Source organism: Kitasatospora sp. NEAU-69 (assembly GCF_057158765.1).
The window spans coordinates 120,712-137,732 of sequence record NZ_JBWXUE010000007.1; the positions used below are offsets into that span (position 1 = coordinate 120,712).

Below are 17,021 nucleotides of genomic sequence, written 5' to 3' on the forward strand. Positions count from 1 at the left end.
CGGCACCGACAGAACCCGTGCTCACCCGGCCGGCGCGCGCAGCCCCCGCCCCGGGCCCGGGCCCTGCCCCTGCCCCGGCTCCCGGCTGTGCAGCCAGACCCCGACCGCGACCGCTGCCGCCGCCACCAGCCCCGCCGCGAGCACCCCCGGCTCCCCCGCCGCCGTGCAGGCCAGCACCGCCGCCGCGGCCACCGGCAGCACCCACAGCGAGGCCCCGCGCTTGCTGTGCCGCGAGTGCAGCGCCCAGACGGTGGCCAGGTAGAGCGCCCCGGGCACGGTCACCGCGGCCGTCGCGGCCGCCGCCGAGATGTGCGCCTGGCCCACCGCGTGCTCGACCGCGACCTCCAGGCCGGCGCCGATCGCGGCGGCCGATCCGAAGATCAGATAGTGCCCGTAACCCCACAGGAAGGCCTGTCTGTTGGACCGCAGGTGCTGGTGGACGGGCGCCGCGAAGTAGATCCACCAGGCCGAGAAGCAGAGCAGCAGGCCGCCGACCGCGATCGGGATCAGCTCGCCGAGCGCCTCGTGCTCGTCCACCGCGGTCTGCACCGCGACGGTGGCCGCCGAGACCGTCTCGCCGAGCACGATCAGCGTGAAGAGCCCGTACCGCTCGGTGATGTGGTGCGGGTGCCAGCTGGTCTGCGCGTTCCGCTCGGCGATCGCGGGCACCGACAGTTCGGCCAGCACGCCCACCGGCACCACGTACGGGATCGCCGAGTTCGGCAGCAGCAGCACCAGCACCCAGCCGAGCTGCACCAGCGCGATCCCGGCCGCGTACCGGTACGCCATCCGCCGCGCCGCGCCGTGCTCGCCGCGCGCCGCGCGCAGCCACTGGGTGACCAGCGCGAGCCGCATCACCACGTACCCGAGCACGCCGAGCGTGAAGTCGCGGTCGACGAAGAGCCGCGGGATCCCGGCCGCCAGGATCAGCGCACCGGTGATCTGCACCAGCGTGGTGATCCGGTACGGCACGTCGTCGCAGTCGTAGGCCGAGGCGAACCAGGTGAAATTCATCCAAGCCCACCACACGGCGAAGAACGCGAGCAGGTAGCCGACCAGCGCCAGCCGCAGATGCCCCTCCGCCAGCGCCAGCGCGAGTTGCCGCCCCGCCTGGGCGACCGCGACCACGAAGCAGAGGTCGAAGAAGAGTTCCAGTGGAGTGGACGTGCGGTGCGCCTCGTCGCGACTGCGCGACACCATCCGGCGCACCACCGGGTCCGGGGCGGGAGCCGGTGCGGCGGCGGGTCCAGTGGTCATCGGGGGCGGCCCTCTTCGGTGCTGACGACGGGAGCCGGGTGACCCCCGGGCCGATGGTGGCAGTCAGCGGAGCTCCGCGCACGCACCGCACCGGCATGCCACGGCCGATGTCACCTGGGCCGCGCAACCGGCCCGCGGGCCGGTCCGCCTGCGGTCAAGGAGAGTTGACGAGGAAGTGCGCGAACCGGGTGACAGCGTCACGATCGGCAGGCCCGGATCGGGTGTCGCAGGATGCGAACGCCCCGAATGTCCCGATAGATTCCCTCCCAGTGGCACAGCAGAAGGGCGTCCTGCGGGCATCGCGGAAGGTCAAGGCCGGCGCGGCGGGGACGGGGGCGGCATACCTCCGACCCCGGCCGAGCCGATCTCGTGATCACCGCGCTGCCCGACAGCACACCCCGCCGGCGCACTGCTGACAGCGCACTACTGACGTACAGTCACCGCTACTTCTGCCAGCCGACCTTGGTGTAGTCGGTGTCCGCGAGACCACTGGCACCGTAGTTGGCCAGGCCCTTGCGGTACGCGCCGACCGACGGACGCTGGTAGATCTCCAGGGTGTGGCCCAGCTCCCAGATCTTCGCGTCCGCCTGGTTGTAGAGCTTCGCGGCCGCGGCCGGATCCAGCGTCGAGGCCGCCTGCTTGAGCAGGCTGTCGATCTCCGGCGTGCTCAGCTTCGAGTAGTTCTCGTAGACGTTGTCACCCGAGGGCATCTGGTAGAACGGCACCGCCAGCGAGGGCGGGAACGAGCCGGTGTTGCGCCAGGTCGCCAGGTCGAACTTGCCCAGGTTGACGTACTTCTCGAAGAAGTCGTTCTCCGGCACCTGGTCGATGTCGATCTTCACGCCGGCCTGCAGCAACATGCCCTGGACGGCGGCGATCATGTCGGACTGCTGCTGCGCGGCCCCCTGGTTCTGGACGAAGTGCAGCTCCAGCGGCTGGCCGTTCTTGGTCCGCGGCTTGCCCGCCCCCGCGTCCTGCCAGCCCGCCTCGGTCAGCAGCTGCTTGGCCCCGGCCAGGTCGAAGGTGCCCCACTGCCCCGAATTGTCCTGGTAGCCGGCCTGGTTGGTCATCAGGAGGTGGTTGCCGAGCAGCGGGAAGGTGACCGGCACACCCTGGCTGATCACCTTGATCAGCGAGGGCCGGTCGATCGCCTTCTGCAGCGCCTGGCGCACCCGCTGGTCGGCCAGCGCACCGTTGGAGCCGAACGAGATGTGCACCTCGTCCCACGGGCTGGAGGTGCGGATCACCGCGTCCTTGTCACCGCTCAGCTGGCTGTAGGCGTCCGCGTTGCCGGCGCTCGCCGCGTCGATCTCGTTGTTCAGGAAGGCCTGGGTGACCGCCGAGGCGGACAGCACCCGGTAGACGAACTTGTCCAACACCGGCTTGGTGCCCCACCAGTTGGGGTCCGGCACCAGCGTGATGCTCTGCGCCGTCTTGTCCGCCGAGCCGATCTTGAACGGGCCGCCGGTGATCGGCACCTGCTCCACCCAGCCCTTGTTGAACTGGTCCGGGGTGCCGATCCCGGCCGCCGGCAGCAGCGGGATGAAGAGGCTCTGCCAGTCCGCATACGGCTTGCTGAAGGTGACCTTGACCTGGGTCGCGTCGTCACCCTGCGAGACGTCGCTGATCTGGTCGTACCCGGAGGTGGTGGCCGAGTTGTACGCCGAGTTCTGACCGTTGTCGGCCTGCCAGACCGCCTTGAAGTCCAGGTAGCCGAGCGCCTTGCCGTCCGACCACTTGGCCTTCGGGTTGAGCTTGTAGAGCACCACCTGCGGCGAGGTGGAGACCACGGTGGCCGACTGGAGGAACTCCGGCACCGGCTGGAAGACACCGCTGGCGTCCACCCGGAACAGCTCCGGCTCCATCATCTTCATCATCTCGACCGAGTCGCCGTAGGTGCCGTCCACCTCGTACGGGTTCCACTGGTCGACCCACTGCTCCAGCCACTGGCGCAGCTCGCCGCCCTGCTTCAGCGCGGAGACCGGCTGTGGATTGATGTCGGTCGAATTCAGTCTTGGCTGGGCGCTCCTGGCGACGCCGTCTCCGTTGCCCGAGCCGTGCGAACTGCACGCGGCCACCGACAGCACCAGCGCGGTGGCGAGGACCAGCGAGTGGGTGAGCCGGCGGCGGCGCTGGACAGGTGCGTCCATGGGGGGTTCCTCCGAAGATCTCGGGTGAGTTGGCGGCCGCCAGGCATGGCGGACCTTGAACGTGGGCAGACAAGCCAGTGCCCAGCCGAGCCGAAGGTAACAGCGGATCAGTTCGCCCACTAGGGGGCGGTGTTCACTTCTGATCGGATCGTCATCCGCCGCAACACTGTCGCAACACCGTGTCCGTATCCCGCTGCAACACTCTGACCTGCTGGTTCACTGAACCGGGTGGAGCATTCCTGCGCGCGGCCTTGACCGGCCGGTCAACCGGTCACAGAATTCCGCTGCGCGATGCTGCTTCAAAAACCCGTCTAACGAAGGCATTTGGTCATGATGTTGGAGACAGACAGCGGCAGCGACGCCGCAAGCAGAGGCCGCTGATGCTGCGGTACCTGGCGAAACGCCTCGCCTACTACGCGGCTCTGCTGGTCGTCTCGCTCTTCCTGGCCTATGCGCTCTCCAGTGCGTCGCTCAACCCGCGTGCCTACTTCGAGGCCAAGCAGCCCCGCCCGTCGGCGGCCGCGGTGGACCGTCAGCTCAGCGCGCTCGGGATCAACGACCACACCCCGGTCGCCGTCCGGTTCGGCCACTGGGCGAGCGGCCTGCTGCTCCACGGCGACCTGGGGCGCAGCATCCACGACACCTCGATCAACGCGGAGTTCGGCCGCCGGATCGGCGTCTCGCTGCGACTGCTGATCATCGGCAGCCTGCTCGGCATGCTGCTCGGGGTGGCCGCCGGAGCCTGGGGCGCGGTGCGCCAGTACCGGATCTCCGACCGGGCGCTGACCGTCTTCTCGTTCGTGATGCTCTCCACCCCGGTGTTCCTGCTCGCGCTCTTCCTGAAGAACGGCGCGATCGCGCTCAACCAGAGCACCGGGCACCAGCTGATCAACTTCACCGGCTACGAAACCCCCGGGCTGAGCGGCGGGTTGGGCGCGAAACTGTCCGACTGGGGCGTCCACCTGCTGCTGCCCACGCTCTCGCTCGCACTGGGCGGCCTTGCCACGTACAGCCGTTACCAGCGCGGCACGATGCTGGACGTGCTCGGCTCGGACTACCTGCGCACCGCCGAGGCCAAGGGCCTGAGCCGGCGCCGGGCGCTGCTCAAACACGGGCTGCGCACGGCGGTGATCCCGATGTCCACGCTGTTCGCCTACAACTTCATCGGCATCTTCACCGGCGCCACCTTCACCGAGGTCATCTTCGGCTGGCACGGCATGGGCGAGTGGTTCATCAACTCGATCAACGAGAACGACGTCAACGCGGTGGTCGCGGTCAACCTCTTCACGGCGGTCACCATCCTGGCCTCCGGCCTGGTGGCCGACACGCTGCACGCCGCGCTCGACCCCCGGGTGCGTGCGTGATGGAGGAAACCGTGCTGACCACCGCCACCACCGCCACCCCTCCGGTCGCACCCGCCGCCCGGCGGCCGACGAGTCGCGGACGGCTGGTGCTGAGCCGGCTGCTGGCCGCCCGCGGTGCGCTGGGCGGGCTGGTGGTCGTCGTCCTGCTGTTCCTGCTGGCCTTCGTCGGACCGTACTTCACGCACTGGAGCTACACCGACACCGACTACTCGGCGCTGCGCCAACCCCCCTCCGCCAGCCACTGGTTCGGCACCGGCGGGCTCGGCCAGGACGTGTACGCGCAGACCCTGCGCGGGCTGCAGAAGTCGCTGATCATCGGCCTGCTGGTGGCGCTGCTGTCGACCGTGCTGGCCGGCCTGGTCGGCGCCTGCGCCGGGTACTTCGGCGGCTGGACCGACCGGCTGCTGATCTTCTTCGTCGACCTGATGCTGGTCTTCCCCAGCTTCCTGATCATCACCATCATCTCGCCGCAGTTGAAGTCCGGCGGCTGGCTCGCCTTCGTGATCCTGCTCGCCGCCTTCAACTGGATGATCACCGCGCGGGTGGTGCGGTCGATGACGATCTCGCTCAAGCAGCGCGAGTTCGTGCGCGCCGCGCAGTTCATGGGCGTGCGGCCGATGCGGATCATCTGGCGGCACATCCTGCCGAACGCGGCCTCCTACCTGATCGTGGACGCGACCATCGCGGTCGGCTCGGCCGTGATGAGCGAGACCGCGCTCTCCTACTTCGGCTTCGGTGTGAAGCCACCGGACGTCTCGCTCGGCACGCTGATCGCCGACGGCACCGACGCGGCGCCGACCTACCCGTGGATGTTCTACTTCGCGGCCGGGCTGCTGGTGCTCTTCGTCCTGGCAGTCAACCTGATCGGCGACGGGCTGCGCGACGCGCTGGACCCGACCGCGGCCGCCGGGCGCCGCCGCTCCGCCCGCTCGACTCGCAAGCTCCGTAAGGGCAGTTCCTCATGACGACGACCACCAGCAATGTCATCGCATCGCCGCTGCTCTCGGTGCGCGACCTGCGCGTCGACTTCGCCGGCGCCCGCGGCAAGGCCGCCGCCTCGGCCGTGCGCGGCGTGGACCTGACGCTGCACCACGGCGAGACGCTCGGCATCGTCGGCGAGTCCGGCTCCGGCAAGTCCGTCACCGCGCTCGCCGTGCTCGGTCTGCTGCCGGGCACGGCCACCGTGCGCGGCTCGGTGCAGCTCGACGGCCGCGAGCTGGTCGGGCTGCCGAACGCCGAGCTCACCCGGATCCGCGGCCGGCGGATCTCGATGGTCTTCCAGGACCCGCTCTCCGCGTTCACGCCCGTCTACCGGATCGGCGACCAGATCGCCGAGGCGGTCCGGGTGCACCAGCGGGTGGACAAGGCCGCGGCCCGCCGCCGGGCCGCCGAACTCCTCGACCTGGTCGGCATCCCGGACCCGGTCCGGGCGCTGGACAGCTTCCCGCACGAGTTCAGCGGCGGCATGCGCCAGCGCGCGATGATCGCGATGGCCGTCGCCAACTCCCCCGACATCCTGCTCGCCGACGAGCCGACCACCGCGCTCGACGTCACCATCCAGGCCCAGGTCCTGGACGTGCTGCGGACCGCCCAGCGGGAGACCGGCGCCGCGCTCGTCCTGGTCAGCCACGACCTCGGCGTGATCGCGCAGATGGCCGACCGGGTCGCGGTGATGTACGCCGGGCGCGTGGTCGAGACGAGCGGCGTGGACGAGCTCTTCGCCGCGCCGCACCACCCGTACACGCTCGGCCTGATCGGCGCCGTCCCACGGCTGGACCGCCAGAGCGGGCCGCTGGTGCCGATCCCCGGCAACCCGCCCGCGCTCGACGCGCCGATCGCCGGCTGCCCGTTCGCCCCGCGCTGCCCGCTGGCCACCGCCGACTGCCTGACCGCCGAACCGCCGCTCGCCGGCCCCGCCGCGCACCAGGCCGCCTGCCTGCGCGCCGACCACCTCGCCACCACCCGCCCGGCCCCCGCCGAGGTCTACCCCGTCCCCGCGCTGCCCGCCCCCGCTCCGGTCGCCGACCGCGCCACGCTGCCGTCCGTCCTCTCCGTCGCCGGCCTCACCAAGACCTTCCCGGTGCTCAAGGGCACCGTCTTCAAGCGCAAGGTCGGCGAGGTCTACGCGGTGGACGGCGTCGAGCTGGACATCCGCCGCGGCGAAACCCTGGGCCTGGTCGGCGAGTCCGGCTCCGGCAAGTCCACCACGCTCTTCGAGATCCTCAGCCTGGCCAAGCCCGAGTCGGGCCGGATCAGCCTGCTCGACCAGGACACCGCCACGCTTTCCAAGGCCGCGGCCCACCGGCTGCGCGCCCAGCTCCAGATCGTCTTCCAGGACCCGATGGCCTCGCTCGACCCCCGGATGCCGATCGGCGACATCATCGCCGAACCGCTCCAGGCCCTCGGCACCGACCGCTCGGTGATCGCGGCCCGGATCCCGGCCCTGCTCACCCAGGTCGGCCTCGACCCCGCCCACGCCGGGCGCTACCCGCACGAGTTCTCCGGCGGCCAGCGCCAGCGCATCTCGATCGCCCGCGCCCTCGCCGTCGAACCGCAGCTCCTGGTCCTCGACGAGCCGGTCTCCGCCCTCGACGTCTCGATCCAGGCCGGCGTGCTCAACCTGCTGCAGCGCCTCAAGGCCGAACTCGGCCTCGCCTACCTCTTCGTCTCGCACGACCTCTCGGTGATCCGCCACCTCGCCGACCGGGTCAGCGTGATGTACCTGGGCCGCACCGTCGAGCAGGGCGCCGTGGACGCCGTCTTCACCGCCCCCCGCCACCCCTACACCCGCGCCCTGCTCTCCGCCGTCCCCCTCCCCGACCCCGTCGCCGAACGCACCCGCGAACGCCTCCTGCTCCCCGGCGACCCGCCGTCCCCCACCCAGCGCCCCACCGGCTGCCCCTTCCGCTCCCGCTGCCCGGTCTACGCAACGCTGCCCGCCGACCTCCGCCCCACCTGCGACACCACCGCTCCGCCCCTCACCGAGGCGGCCGCGAACGTGGACCACGCCGCGGCCTGCCACTACCCGGAGCGGTGACCCTCCGCGTCCATCTGATGACGATTCGGCGTTTCCCCGGGCGCCGTGTAATGTTCTCGTCGTTGAACAAGCGCCGCTAGCTCAGTTGGTTAGAGCAGCTGACTCTTAATCAGCGGGTCCGGGGTTCGAGTCCCTGGCGGCGCACAACAGCGGAAGGGCCTCTCGCGAGAGCGAGGGGCCCTTCGGCGTTCCCGGGTTCAGTAGGACTGGAGCTCGATCAGCGTGCCCTCGGGGTCGCGCAGGTGGGCGCTGCGCAGGTTCGGCCCCCAGTCGGGCCGGTCGGTGGCGCCCAGCACGAGGGTGCCGCCGTGCGCGAGGCAGTGGGCGAGCGCCGCGTCCACGTCCGCGACCCGGGAGACCAGCATCGCGGCGTCCTGTACGGGCGGCCCGGCCGGCGGCAGCGCACCGGTGCCGACGACCCCGGCCAGCGCGGCCCGGTCGAAGAGGACCAGGACGCCCTCACCGTCGACGTCCCAGTTGGCGTACGGGCCGGCTTCGTCGCCCTTCATCCGGACGGCGCCGAGCAGCTCGGGCAGCACGGCGTCGTAGAAGCGGAAGCACTCGGCGAAGCGGGTGACCAGCAGGCGTGGGTACAGCGCGTCCATCACGGCTCCAATAGTGGGTCAGCACCAATGATTGGTCAGCACCCTACAATGCCGGGATGGACGAGACCGCCGCTCCCCCGAGCCTGCTGAGCCTGACCACCTACTTGCTCTCGAAGACCGGCAAGACCGCGCGCGGCCGGCTCGCCACCCGGCTCGCCGAGCGCGAGCAGCGGCTCTGGCACATGGCGGCCCTCGCCGCGCTCGCCGACTTCGGCCCGCACGTGCAGCGCGAACTCGCGGCCCGGCTCGCCGTCGATCCCAGCGATCTGGTGAAGGTGCTGGACGACCTCGCCCGGGCCGGCCAGGTCGAGCGCGCCCGGGACACCGCCGACCGCCGCCGCGTCCTGGTCACGCTCACGCTGCCCGGCCGCGCCGCACTCGCCGAGCTGCGGGCGCAGGCCGAGGCCGTGCAGGACGAGCTGCTCGCACCGCTCACCGCCGCCGAGCGCGAGCAGCTGCACCGGCTGCTGCTGCGCGTGCACCAGGGCATCGGGGCGACCGGCTCCTGATCAACGGCACCGGCGGGGCGGTTGGTAGCCTCGGCCGTCGAGCGAATGGCCGAGAGGGAGGGGAAGCCTTGTCGCAGGTGGCACCGCCGCGCTGGTCGAGTGACCAGTTCGAGGCGGATATCGAGATCGGCAGGAACCTGTTCCGCGGGGAGCGGATGGACGCACCGCTGGAGGCCTACAAGGACGCCTACCTCCAGTACGAGCAGGTGCTGCGGGACCTGCTGGCCAGTACGGCGGATCTCACGCTGCTGAAGGAGCAGGCCGTAGAGGTCCTGCAAGCCCCCGAGCGGCTCTGGGCCATTCGCTATCTGACCTCGCCGGCCATCAGCGCCGACGACCTGAAGGTCCTGGCCGACGCGTCCCTCGCGCCGAAGCGGCTGCGGGAGGAACCCGCGATGGCGACGCGGATCATGGAGACGGTCTTCCTGGCCCTCGATCCCTACCGCTTCCCCTGGCTGCCGGCCGGGCGTCAGGCCACCCCCGAGGAGCGGGACGTCGCGGTCGCGGCCACCGCGGCACTGATCGCCACCCGCCGGGTCATGACGGACCGCGCGAACGGCTCGAAGACCGACCAGGAGAGCGCGGTCGCCGACCGGCTGCTGCAGATCGGCTTCGAGGAGGTCCCCACCCGCGAGATCAAGAATTTCAGCCAGGCACCGCAGAACGGCACGTTCTGCCGCGAGAGCCTGTTCGGCTCGCGCAAGGCCGACCTGATCATCGGCTTGTGGGACGGCCGCAAGATGCCGCTGGAGTGCAAGGTGAGCAACTCCGCGACCAACAGCATCAAGCGGCTCAACAACGACACGGCCGTGAAGGCGAAGATCTGGGTGTCCGAGTTCGGCACGCAGGGGGCGGTGCCGGCAGCGATGCTCTCCGGGGTCTTCAAGCTGCGGAATCTGGAACAGGCACAGAATGCCGACCTGACGATCTTCTGGGCGCACAACCTCGACGCCCTCACCGCCTTCATCGACGCCACGAGGTAACGAGCGCCCGCACGAGCCCCGCACCGCCGGTCGGCCCACCCGATTTCCAAACAAGCGGGCTGATCAGGTAATGTTCTCGTCGTTGAACAAGCGCCGCTAGCTCAGTTGGTTAGAGCAGCTGACTCTTAATCAGCGGGTCCGGGGTTCGAGTCCCTGGCGGCGCACAACAGACAGAGGGCGCCCCTTCACCACGAAGGGGCGCCCTCTGTCGTACCGTCGCGCCCCCGGTCGCGCCGGCCCGTCCTGTACCGTCGCGAAGAAGGCACGTGAATACGCGTGCGAATGAACCGGACGAGGAGAGGAGCGGACGCCATGGACGCGGAGCGCACGAAGAACCGCCGGCAGCGCCTGCTCGCCCTCCTCTGGCGCCCCGAGCGGCGCTGGCACAGCTGGGCCGTCGACCTGCTCCTGGTGCTCACGGCCGCCGCCGACGCGCTGCTGAACTTCCCGCCGCCGCGCGACTGGCACTTCGCCGTCTCGTTCCTCGCCGCCGCCGTGCTGCTGCTGCGCCGGCGCTTCCCGCGGAGCACCCTGGTGCTCACGCTGCCCGGCCTCTACGCGGGCAGCGCGCTGATCGCCCCGATGGTCGCCGCCTACACCGTGGCCCGGACCAGCAGGCCGGTCTGGCAGAAGTCGGTCGCGACGCTGGCCGTCGTGCTCGGCAGCTTCATCCCGTGGCCGATCACCGACTTCGCCAAGGAGAGCGTCAGCACCATCACGCAGCACCTGATCATGGCGGTGGTGCTGGGCGGCGGCCCGATAGCGCTCGGACTGCTCACCCGGACCCGGCTGGACCTCTCCGAACGGGTCGCCGAGCTGGCCCAGCTGCGCGATCACGAGCGCGCGCTCTACGCGAAGACCGTGGTCGCCGCGGAGCGGGCCCGGATCGCGCGCGAGATGCACGACGTGGTCTCGCACCAGGCGGGGCTGATCGCGGTGCAGGCGGGGGCGCTCCAGGTGACCACCCGGGACCCGCAGACCCGGGAGACCGCGGCCACCCTGCGCGGGCTCGCGGTGGCCACGCTGGAGGAGCTGCGCTCGATGATCCTGGTGCTGCGGGCGGCCGGCGCCGGGCCGACCGAGCTGGTCCCCCAGCCGCGGCTGGCCGACCTGCCCCGGCTGCTGGCGGCCGCCGAGGTGGACGTGACGCTGCGGATCGAGGGCCTGGTCGAGCGGCCGCTGCCGGAGCCGGTCGAGCGGGCGGCCTACCGCACGGTGCAGGAGGCGCTGACCAACGTGCGCAAGCACGCGCCCGGCGCGCGGACGACCGTCACGGTCGAGCTCGGCACCGACTTCCTGGCCGTCTGCGTGCGCAACGGCGCGCCGCGCCCGCACCCCGGCCAGCCGCTGCAGCTGCCGGGCGGACAGCACGGACTGGTCGGACTGCGCGAGCGGGCCACGCTGCTGAACGGAACGATCAGCGCCGAGCCGCAGCCGGACGGCGGCTTCGCGGTGGAGCTGCGGCTGCCGCTGACCCGGGTCGCCGAGCCCCAGGCGTCCGCGACCCACTGAGCACCAGCCATCCGGACCCTCCGCGCGCCGCAATACCGGACATAACGGCAGATCAGCAGTAGAACATGACAAAAGTCCCTAGCGGCGGCCGGGCCGGCCCGGCAGGCTGACACGGACCCGTCCGCCAAGATCCGCCGTCCGACCGCGTGAACGACCGTCACGGGGCTCGTCAGAGAGGCGCTCGCCAGAAAGGCCGCCCGTGCCGCGACCGACTGTCAAGCAGGCCACACCCCGGCGCACCGGCTGGCGCCGCGCCGTCCCCACCTGGCGGACCGCGCTCTTCTCCACCCTCGCCGTGATGCTGCTCGGGATCGGACTGTTCGCGCTCGGCGTCGCGCTCGTCAAGGTCCCCGACGCGCACGCCGCCGCCACCCAGCAGAGCAACACCTGGCTCTACCGGGACGGCTCGCTGATCGCCCAGACCGGGCAGACCAACCGGCAGAGCATCGCGCTCGACCAGGTCTCCGCCGACGCCCAGCACGCGGTGCTCGCCGCCGAGGACCGCGCGTTCTACCGCGAGGGCGCCGTCAATCCGAGCGCGCTGCTGCGGGCCGGCTGGAACACCGCGACCGGCAAGGGCGCCCAGGGCGGCTCGACGATCACCCAGCAGTACGTCAAGAACGCCTACCTGAGCCAGCAGCAGACGGTCGGCCGCAAGGTCCGCGAGCTGTTCATCGCCATGAAGGTGGACGCCACGCTCTCCAAGGACGAGATCCTCGGCAACTACCTCAACACCACCTACTACGGCCGCGGCGCGTAGGGGATCCAGGCCGCCGCCCAGGCCTACTTCGGCATCGACGCCGGCAAGCTGAACGCCGCGCAGGGCGCCTACCTGGCCGCACTGCTCAACGCCCCCTCGGTGTACGACGTCTCGACCGCGACCGAGGCCGGCCAGCGGGCCGCCAAGGCGCGCTGGAACTACGTGCTCGACGGCATGGTCAAGGAGAACTGGCTGGCGCCCGCCGACCGCGCGGCCATCACGTTCCCCGAGGTGCGCGGGCCGCAGCCGGCGCTCGGCCTGTCCGGCCAGGCCGGCTACCTGGTGGACTCCGCGAAGCGGTACCTGGTCGAGCAGAAGCTGGTGGACGAGGCCGCGCTCGCCAGGGGCGGCTACCGGATCACCCTGAGCATCGACCCGAACCGCCAGGACGACCTGACCACGGCGGTGCAGCGGCAGCTCACCGACAGGCTCGACCCCGACCAGCGCTCCGGGGACGCCGACACCCAGGCCGGCGCGGTCTCCCTCGACCCCAAGTCCGGTGCGGTGCTGGCGATGTACGGCGGCGCCGACTACACCAAGCACTTCATCAACAACGCCACCCGGCAGGACTACCAGGCCGGTTCGACCTTCAAGCCGATCGCGCTGGCGGCGGCGCTGGAGACCGGCGCGAAGACCCAGGACGGCCGCAGCATCGACGCCGACACCGTCTACGACGGCGGCAACCGCCGCCCGGTGCAGGGTGGTTCGGCCAAGCCGCCGTACGCGCCGCCGAACGAGGGCGAGAAGGAGTACGGCCGGATCACGCTGCGCCAGGCCACCGACTGGTCGGTCAACAGCACGTTCGCCCAACTCGGCCAGGACACCGGCCTGCAGACCATCCGGCAGACCGCGATCGCACTCGGACTCCCGGCCGACACCAAGGAGTTGAACGCAGTCCCGTCGCTGCCGCTGGGTGTCTCGATGCCGAGCGTGCTGGACATGTCCGGCGTCTACGCGACGCTGGCCAACGACGGGCAGCGGATCACCCCGTGGCTGGTCCAGTCGGTGAAGCTGAACGGCGCCGACATCGCGCTGCCGCCGCGGCAGAGCGCCCGGGCGGTCGGCGAGCAGACCGCCCGGCAGGTCACCGAGCTGCTGCAGGGCGTCGTCGCGGATCCGGGCGGCACCGGGTACCGAGCAAAAGAGCTGGGCCGCCCGGCGGCCGGCAAGACCGGGACCACCGACGGCAACCGCTCGGCCTGGTTCGTCGGCTACACGCCGGAGCTGGTCACCGCGGTCGCGATGTTCGGCGAGGAGGCGTCCACCGGCAAGCAGGTGACGCTCTCCGGCACGGCCGGCACCGGACGGGTCTTCGGCGGCGGCTACCCGGCGCAGATCTGGACCGCCTACATGAAGGCCGCGCTGGCCGGCACGCCGGTCAACGACTTCACGCCGCCGTCGGACGGGCCGAGCGCGACGGACCCGGCCACGGCCGCGGGGACGGCTACGGGTACGGCCGACGGCTCGCCGAGCGGCAGCGCCTCCCGGAAGCCGGGCCACTCGACGCACCCGGCCTCGCCGGGCAAGCCGTCGCCGTCCGGGGCTCCGTCGGGGGCCGCGTCCGGCGCGCCGTCCCACTCGCCGTCCGGCCCGGCGACCGGCTCGCCGCCGCCGTCGGCGACCGCGCCGCCGAGCAGCCAGGCGCCGCCGAGCGCGCCGCCGTCCCGCCCGGTCGTCCCCACCGGCCCGGCCACGCCGCCGGTCACGCCCGCGCCGCCGACCGTCAACCCACCGACGACGCCGCCGGTCACGCCCGCGCCACCGACGCACCCGGCCTCGCCGGACGCCGGCCGGCTCACTCCGGCCGGCGCGGCGGCGTGACGAAGAGCGGCGCCCGGAACAGCGGCGGCGGCTCGCCGGGCAGGCCCTCCCGGTACCAGCTGATCCGATAGGTGATCCGCAGGATGATCACCGCCCGGGTCGCCAGGAACGCGGCCAGCGGCAGCTCGATCAGCAGGGCGGAGGCGAGGCTGGTCCTGAGGTCGGAGGTCCCCCAGGAGAGCATCACGTCGAACCAGGCGTCGCAGCTGAGCAGCACCGCGGTCACCACCGCGCACGGCACCACCAGCTGGCGCCGCCGCCAGCCGAACCAGGCCGTCGCCGCGAGTCCGGCCCACAGCGCCACGTCGAAGCCGACCCAGGCGTACCGCCACTGCCGCGACTCGTAGTGCACCGGCAGGCTGACCGCGAGGTACGCGATCCACGGGACCAGCACCAGACAGCAGACCAGGACCACCAGCAGCCCGTTGACCCGCTGCCGCTTGCTGCGGCGGGCCAGCGCGGCGGCCAGCCAGGAGCCGCGCCGGTCGGCGCGCCGGGCAGCGGTGCTGCCACCGCCGGTCAGCTCCCCCGCCCTCGCCGCCGCCTCGCCCGCCTCGCCCGTCACGGGTTGCTCAGCCGCCTGTTGCCTGGCCGCAGACCGCCCCGCCACCGGCTGCTCCGCACCGCAGTGCGGGCAGTGCCCCGGCTCCCGCTCCTCCATGACCCGCTCCCTCCCGACCCTCCCGATGGCGCGATCGCGCTCGGCACCATCCTCCTCGCCCGCCGCCGGATACCCGCTACAGCCGTGGCCCAGTCGAGCCCCACGCCCGCACACCCATCCCGCCGCCCGGCCGAACGTGCCGCCATCCGGACCACCCCTGACGGTTTTGTCCGTGCCCTGGCAGAATGTCCCGATGCACAGCTCCCCGGCCACCCCACCCCGCTCCCGCCGGGCCGTGGGCCTCTCCCTCGCCCTGGTCTCCGCCTGCGCGTTCGGCGGCTCCGGCACCGCCGCCAAGCCGCTGATCGAGGCCGGGCTGTCGCCGCTGCACGTCGTCTGGCTGCGGGCCACCGGCGCGGCCCTGGTCCTGCTCCCGCTCGCCTGGCGACACCGCGCGATCGTCCGCCAACGCCCCGGCCTGCTGCTCGGCTTCGGCCTGTTCGCGGTCGCCGGTGTGCAGGCCTGCTACTTCGCCGCGATCTCCCGAATACCGGTCGGCGTGGCCCTGCTGATCGAGTACCTGGGCCCGCTGCTGCTGCTCGTCTACGTCCGCTTCGTCCAGCGCAAGCCGGTCAGCCGCGGCTCGGCGATCGGGGCGGCGATCGCCGTCACCGGCCTGGTCTGCGTGGTGGAGGTCTGGCACGGCCTGCGGTTCGACGTGATCGGTGTGCTCTTCGCGCTCGCGGCCGCCTGCTGCCAGGTCGGCTACTTCGTGCTCGCCGACTCGGGCAGCCGCGGTGACAACCCGGTCGACCCGCTCGGCGTCAGCGCGTACGGCCTGCTGATCGGCGCGGCCGCGCTCACCGTGGTCACCCGGCCGTGGGAGGCCGACTGGTCCCGCCTCGGCGGGCACGTGACGCTCGCCCACCACCAGGTGCCCGCGCTGCTCCCGGCCGCCTGGATGATCCTGGTCGCCACCGTCCTCGCGTACCTCACCGGCGTCGTCTCGGTCCGCCACCTGTCGCCGCCGGTGGCCGGGGTGGTGGCCAACATCGAGGCCGTCGTCGCGACCGCGCTCGCCTGGTTCCTGCTCGGCGAGCACCTCGGCACCCCGCAGCTGATCGGTGGCTTCCTGGTGCTGCTGGGCGCGTTCACCGCGCAGTCCACCACCGGCCGCGGCAAGCCGAAGCCCGGCCCGGGGCCCGACCCGCTGCCGCCCCAGCCGGCCGCCGACCCGGCCGCCGTCACCACCACCGGCGGCGACACCCGGTCGGCTCGCTGACTCGCTGGCTCACTGCCCCCCTGACCCCCTGGCCTCGCGCCCTCACCCCCTGCGCGGCACCCGTGGCGGGGACCAGAGCGGCCCCGGCCCCTTCACCGTCCGCATGATCGGCGAGGTCTCCACCTGCCTGATCCCCGGCAGCGAGGCGATCCGGGTGGTCAGGTACGTGTACAGCGCCTGCACGTCGGTGCTCAGCACCACGGCGTGCAGGTTCGTCGGGCCGGTGGTCGCGCAGGCGTACGCGATCTCCGGGTGCTCGGCGAGCGCCGCACCGGTCGCGGCCAGCTCGGCCGGGGCGACCGAGAGCCAGAGCATCGTGCCGGCCCGGACGCCGAAGATCTGCCAGTCCGTCTCCAGGTCGAAGTAGAGCACCCCGAGCGCCTGCAACTCGTCCATCCGGCGCCGGACCGTGCTCAGCGACCAGCCGGTGCTGACGCCGAGTTCGGCGAGCGGCGCCCGCCCGTCGGCGGCGAGCGCGCCGAGCAGCCGGCGGTCGGCCTCGTCCAGCGTCGGCGGCGGGCCGGCCGGGCGGTCGGGCAGCGGTGCGGCGCGCAGCGCGTCCACCTGCTCGGGGCTGAGCGTGTCGGACTTCATCACCAGGCTCAGCGCGCCGCCGAAGAACGTGTGCAGCACGCAGTGCGCGGTGACGCCGACCACGCTCGGCGTGCGCGGCAGCCGTTGCAGCAGCAGTGAGTGCTCGTCCTGCAGCTCGTGCGAGCGGGTGACGCAGTTGATCTCGGTGCCGCCCGAGCCGAGGCTGACCCAGACGGTGTCCTCGCGCCGGGCCACCGCCTCGGCGACCGCGCCGGCGGCGTCCGGCGTGCACTGCACCCGGACCAGCCAGCGGACCTCGCCGAGCGCCTCCGGTTCGGTGAGGCCGAGCACCCGGATCCGGCCCGAGCCGCGCAGCCGGGCGTAGCGTCGCGCGACGGTCTGGTCGGAGACGCCGAGCACCTCCGCGATCCGGCTGAACGGTGCGCGCGCGTTGAGCTGCAGGGCGTGGACGAGCTGCCGGTCGAGCAGATCGGAGGTGTCGGATCGCATCACCCCACGCTAGCCAATGTCGAAATCCACCGGAACCCGTTAAGTGGCTGAACGATTCGGCACCCATCGAGCGAAAGTACGGAGGTCGAAATCCTT

The 17,021-nt window shown here is 72.0% G+C and carries 13 protein-coding genes, 2 tRNA genes and 1 pseudogene; 11 read left to right on the top strand and 5 right to left on the bottom strand.

Annotation, left to right across the window (positions count from 1 at the left end):
- Window positions 1–21: 21 nt before the first annotated feature.
- Window positions 22–1,257 carry a low temperature requirement protein A gene (locus AC060L_RS10575; protein ID WP_483798377.1) on the bottom strand — a complete coding sequence of 412 codons (1,236 nt, stop codon included), beginning with the start codon at window positions 1,255–1,257 and terminating at the stop codon, window positions 22–24.
- A 443-nt stretch (window positions 1,258–1,700) separates the two neighbouring features.
- A complete protein-coding gene (locus tag AC060L_RS10580) occupies window positions 1,701–3,407 on the bottom strand; it encodes an ABC transporter family substrate-binding protein (RefSeq protein ID WP_483798378.1) in 1,707 nt (568 codons plus the stop codon).
- A 380-nt stretch (window positions 3,408–3,787) separates the two neighbouring features.
- On the opposite strand from AC060L_RS10580, the gene AC060L_RS10585 reads away from it, so the two are divergent.
- The 4 genes from AC060L_RS10585 (at window position 3,788) to AC060L_RS10600 (ending at window position 7,952) form a co-directional block, all read left to right on the top strand.
- Window positions 3,788–4,771 carry an ABC transporter permease gene (locus AC060L_RS10585; RefSeq protein ID WP_483798379.1) on the top strand — a complete coding sequence of 328 codons (984 nt, stop codon included), beginning with the start codon at window positions 3,788–3,790 and terminating at the stop codon, window positions 4,769–4,771.
- Window positions 4,771–5,736: an ABC transporter permease gene (locus AC060L_RS10590; protein ID WP_483798380.1), complete on the top strand. Its 966-nt coding sequence runs from the start codon at window positions 4,771–4,773 to the stop codon at window positions 5,734–5,736. Before AC060L_RS10585 ends, AC060L_RS10590 begins: the two co-directional genes overlap by 1 nt.
- Entirely contained in the window at window positions 5,733–7,808 is a 2,076-nt protein-coding gene (locus AC060L_RS10595) for an ABC transporter ATP-binding protein (RefSeq protein WP_483798381.1), read from the top strand. The genes AC060L_RS10590 and AC060L_RS10595 overlap by 4 nt, the downstream gene beginning before the upstream one ends.
- Before the next feature lie 70 nt (window positions 7,809–7,878).
- Window positions 7,879–7,952: transfer RNA gene (locus tag AC060L_RS10600), tRNA-Lys, on the top strand.
- 53 nt (window positions 7,953–8,005) lie between these two features.
- Here AC060L_RS10600 and AC060L_RS10605 read toward each other — a convergent pair.
- Window positions 8,006–8,413, bottom strand: coding sequence for a VOC family protein (locus tag AC060L_RS10605; protein ID WP_483798382.1), 408 nt, complete (start codon window positions 8,411–8,413; stop codon window positions 8,006–8,008).
- 56 nt (window positions 8,414–8,469) lie between these two features.
- On the opposite strand from AC060L_RS10605, the gene AC060L_RS10610 reads away from it, so the two are divergent.
- The 6 genes and pseudogenes from AC060L_RS10610 to AC060L_RS10635 all read left to right on the top strand — a co-directional run bounded on the left by AC060L_RS10610 (window position 8,470) and on the right by AC060L_RS10635 (window position 13,998).
- Window positions 8,470–8,922, top strand: a complete 453-nt coding sequence (locus tag AC060L_RS10610) for a MarR family winged helix-turn-helix transcriptional regulator (RefSeq protein ID WP_483798383.1) — start codon at window positions 8,470–8,472, stop codon at window positions 8,920–8,922.
- Between the two features lie 77 nt (window positions 8,923–8,999).
- A complete protein-coding gene (locus AC060L_RS10615) occupies window positions 9,000–9,905 on the top strand; it encodes a XamI family restriction endonuclease (RefSeq protein ID WP_483798496.1) in 906 nt (301 codons plus the stop codon).
- A 90-nt stretch (window positions 9,906–9,995) separates the two neighbouring features.
- Window positions 9,996–10,069: transfer RNA gene (locus AC060L_RS10620), tRNA-Lys, on the top strand.
- Between the two features lie 148 nt (window positions 10,070–10,217).
- Window positions 10,218–11,417 carry a sensor histidine kinase gene (locus AC060L_RS10625; protein ID WP_483798384.1) on the top strand — a complete coding sequence of 400 codons (1,200 nt, stop codon included), beginning with the start codon at window positions 10,218–10,220 and terminating at the stop codon, window positions 11,415–11,417.
- Between the two features lie 298 nt (window positions 11,418–11,715).
- A pseudogene (locus AC060L_RS10630) lies at window positions 11,716–12,342 on the top strand (transglycosylase domain-containing protein); the annotation flags it as partial.
- A 9-nt stretch (window positions 12,343–12,351) separates the two neighbouring features.
- Window positions 12,352–13,998 carry a transglycosylase domain-containing protein gene (locus tag AC060L_RS10635; protein WP_483798497.1) on the top strand — a complete coding sequence of 549 codons (1,647 nt, stop codon included), beginning with the start codon at window positions 12,352–12,354 and terminating at the stop codon, window positions 13,996–13,998.
- On the opposite strand, the gene AC060L_RS10640 is transcribed toward AC060L_RS10635, so the two are convergent.
- Window positions 13,973–14,659, bottom strand: a complete 687-nt coding sequence (locus tag AC060L_RS10640; RefSeq protein ID WP_483798385.1) for a hypothetical protein — start codon at window positions 14,657–14,659, stop codon at window positions 13,973–13,975. The two genes, AC060L_RS10635 and AC060L_RS10640, sit on opposite strands and share 26 nt — an antisense overlap.
- Window positions 14,660–14,852: 193 nt before the next feature.
- Here AC060L_RS10640 and AC060L_RS10645 point away from each other — a divergent pair, with 193 nt between their 5' ends.
- Window positions 14,853–15,881: an EamA family transporter gene (locus tag AC060L_RS10645; RefSeq protein ID WP_483798386.1), complete on the top strand. Its 1,029-nt coding sequence runs from the start codon at window positions 14,853–14,855 to the stop codon at window positions 15,879–15,881.
- A gap of 42 nt (window positions 15,882–15,923) precedes the next feature.
- Here the strand turns inward: AC060L_RS10645 and AC060L_RS10650 are convergent, their stop codons facing one another.
- Window positions 15,924–16,925 carry an Lrp/AsnC family transcriptional regulator gene (locus AC060L_RS10650; protein WP_483798387.1) on the bottom strand — a complete coding sequence of 334 codons (1,002 nt, stop codon included), beginning with the start codon at window positions 16,923–16,925 and terminating at the stop codon, window positions 15,924–15,926.
- Between the last annotated feature and the right edge of the window lie 96 nt (window positions 16,926–17,021).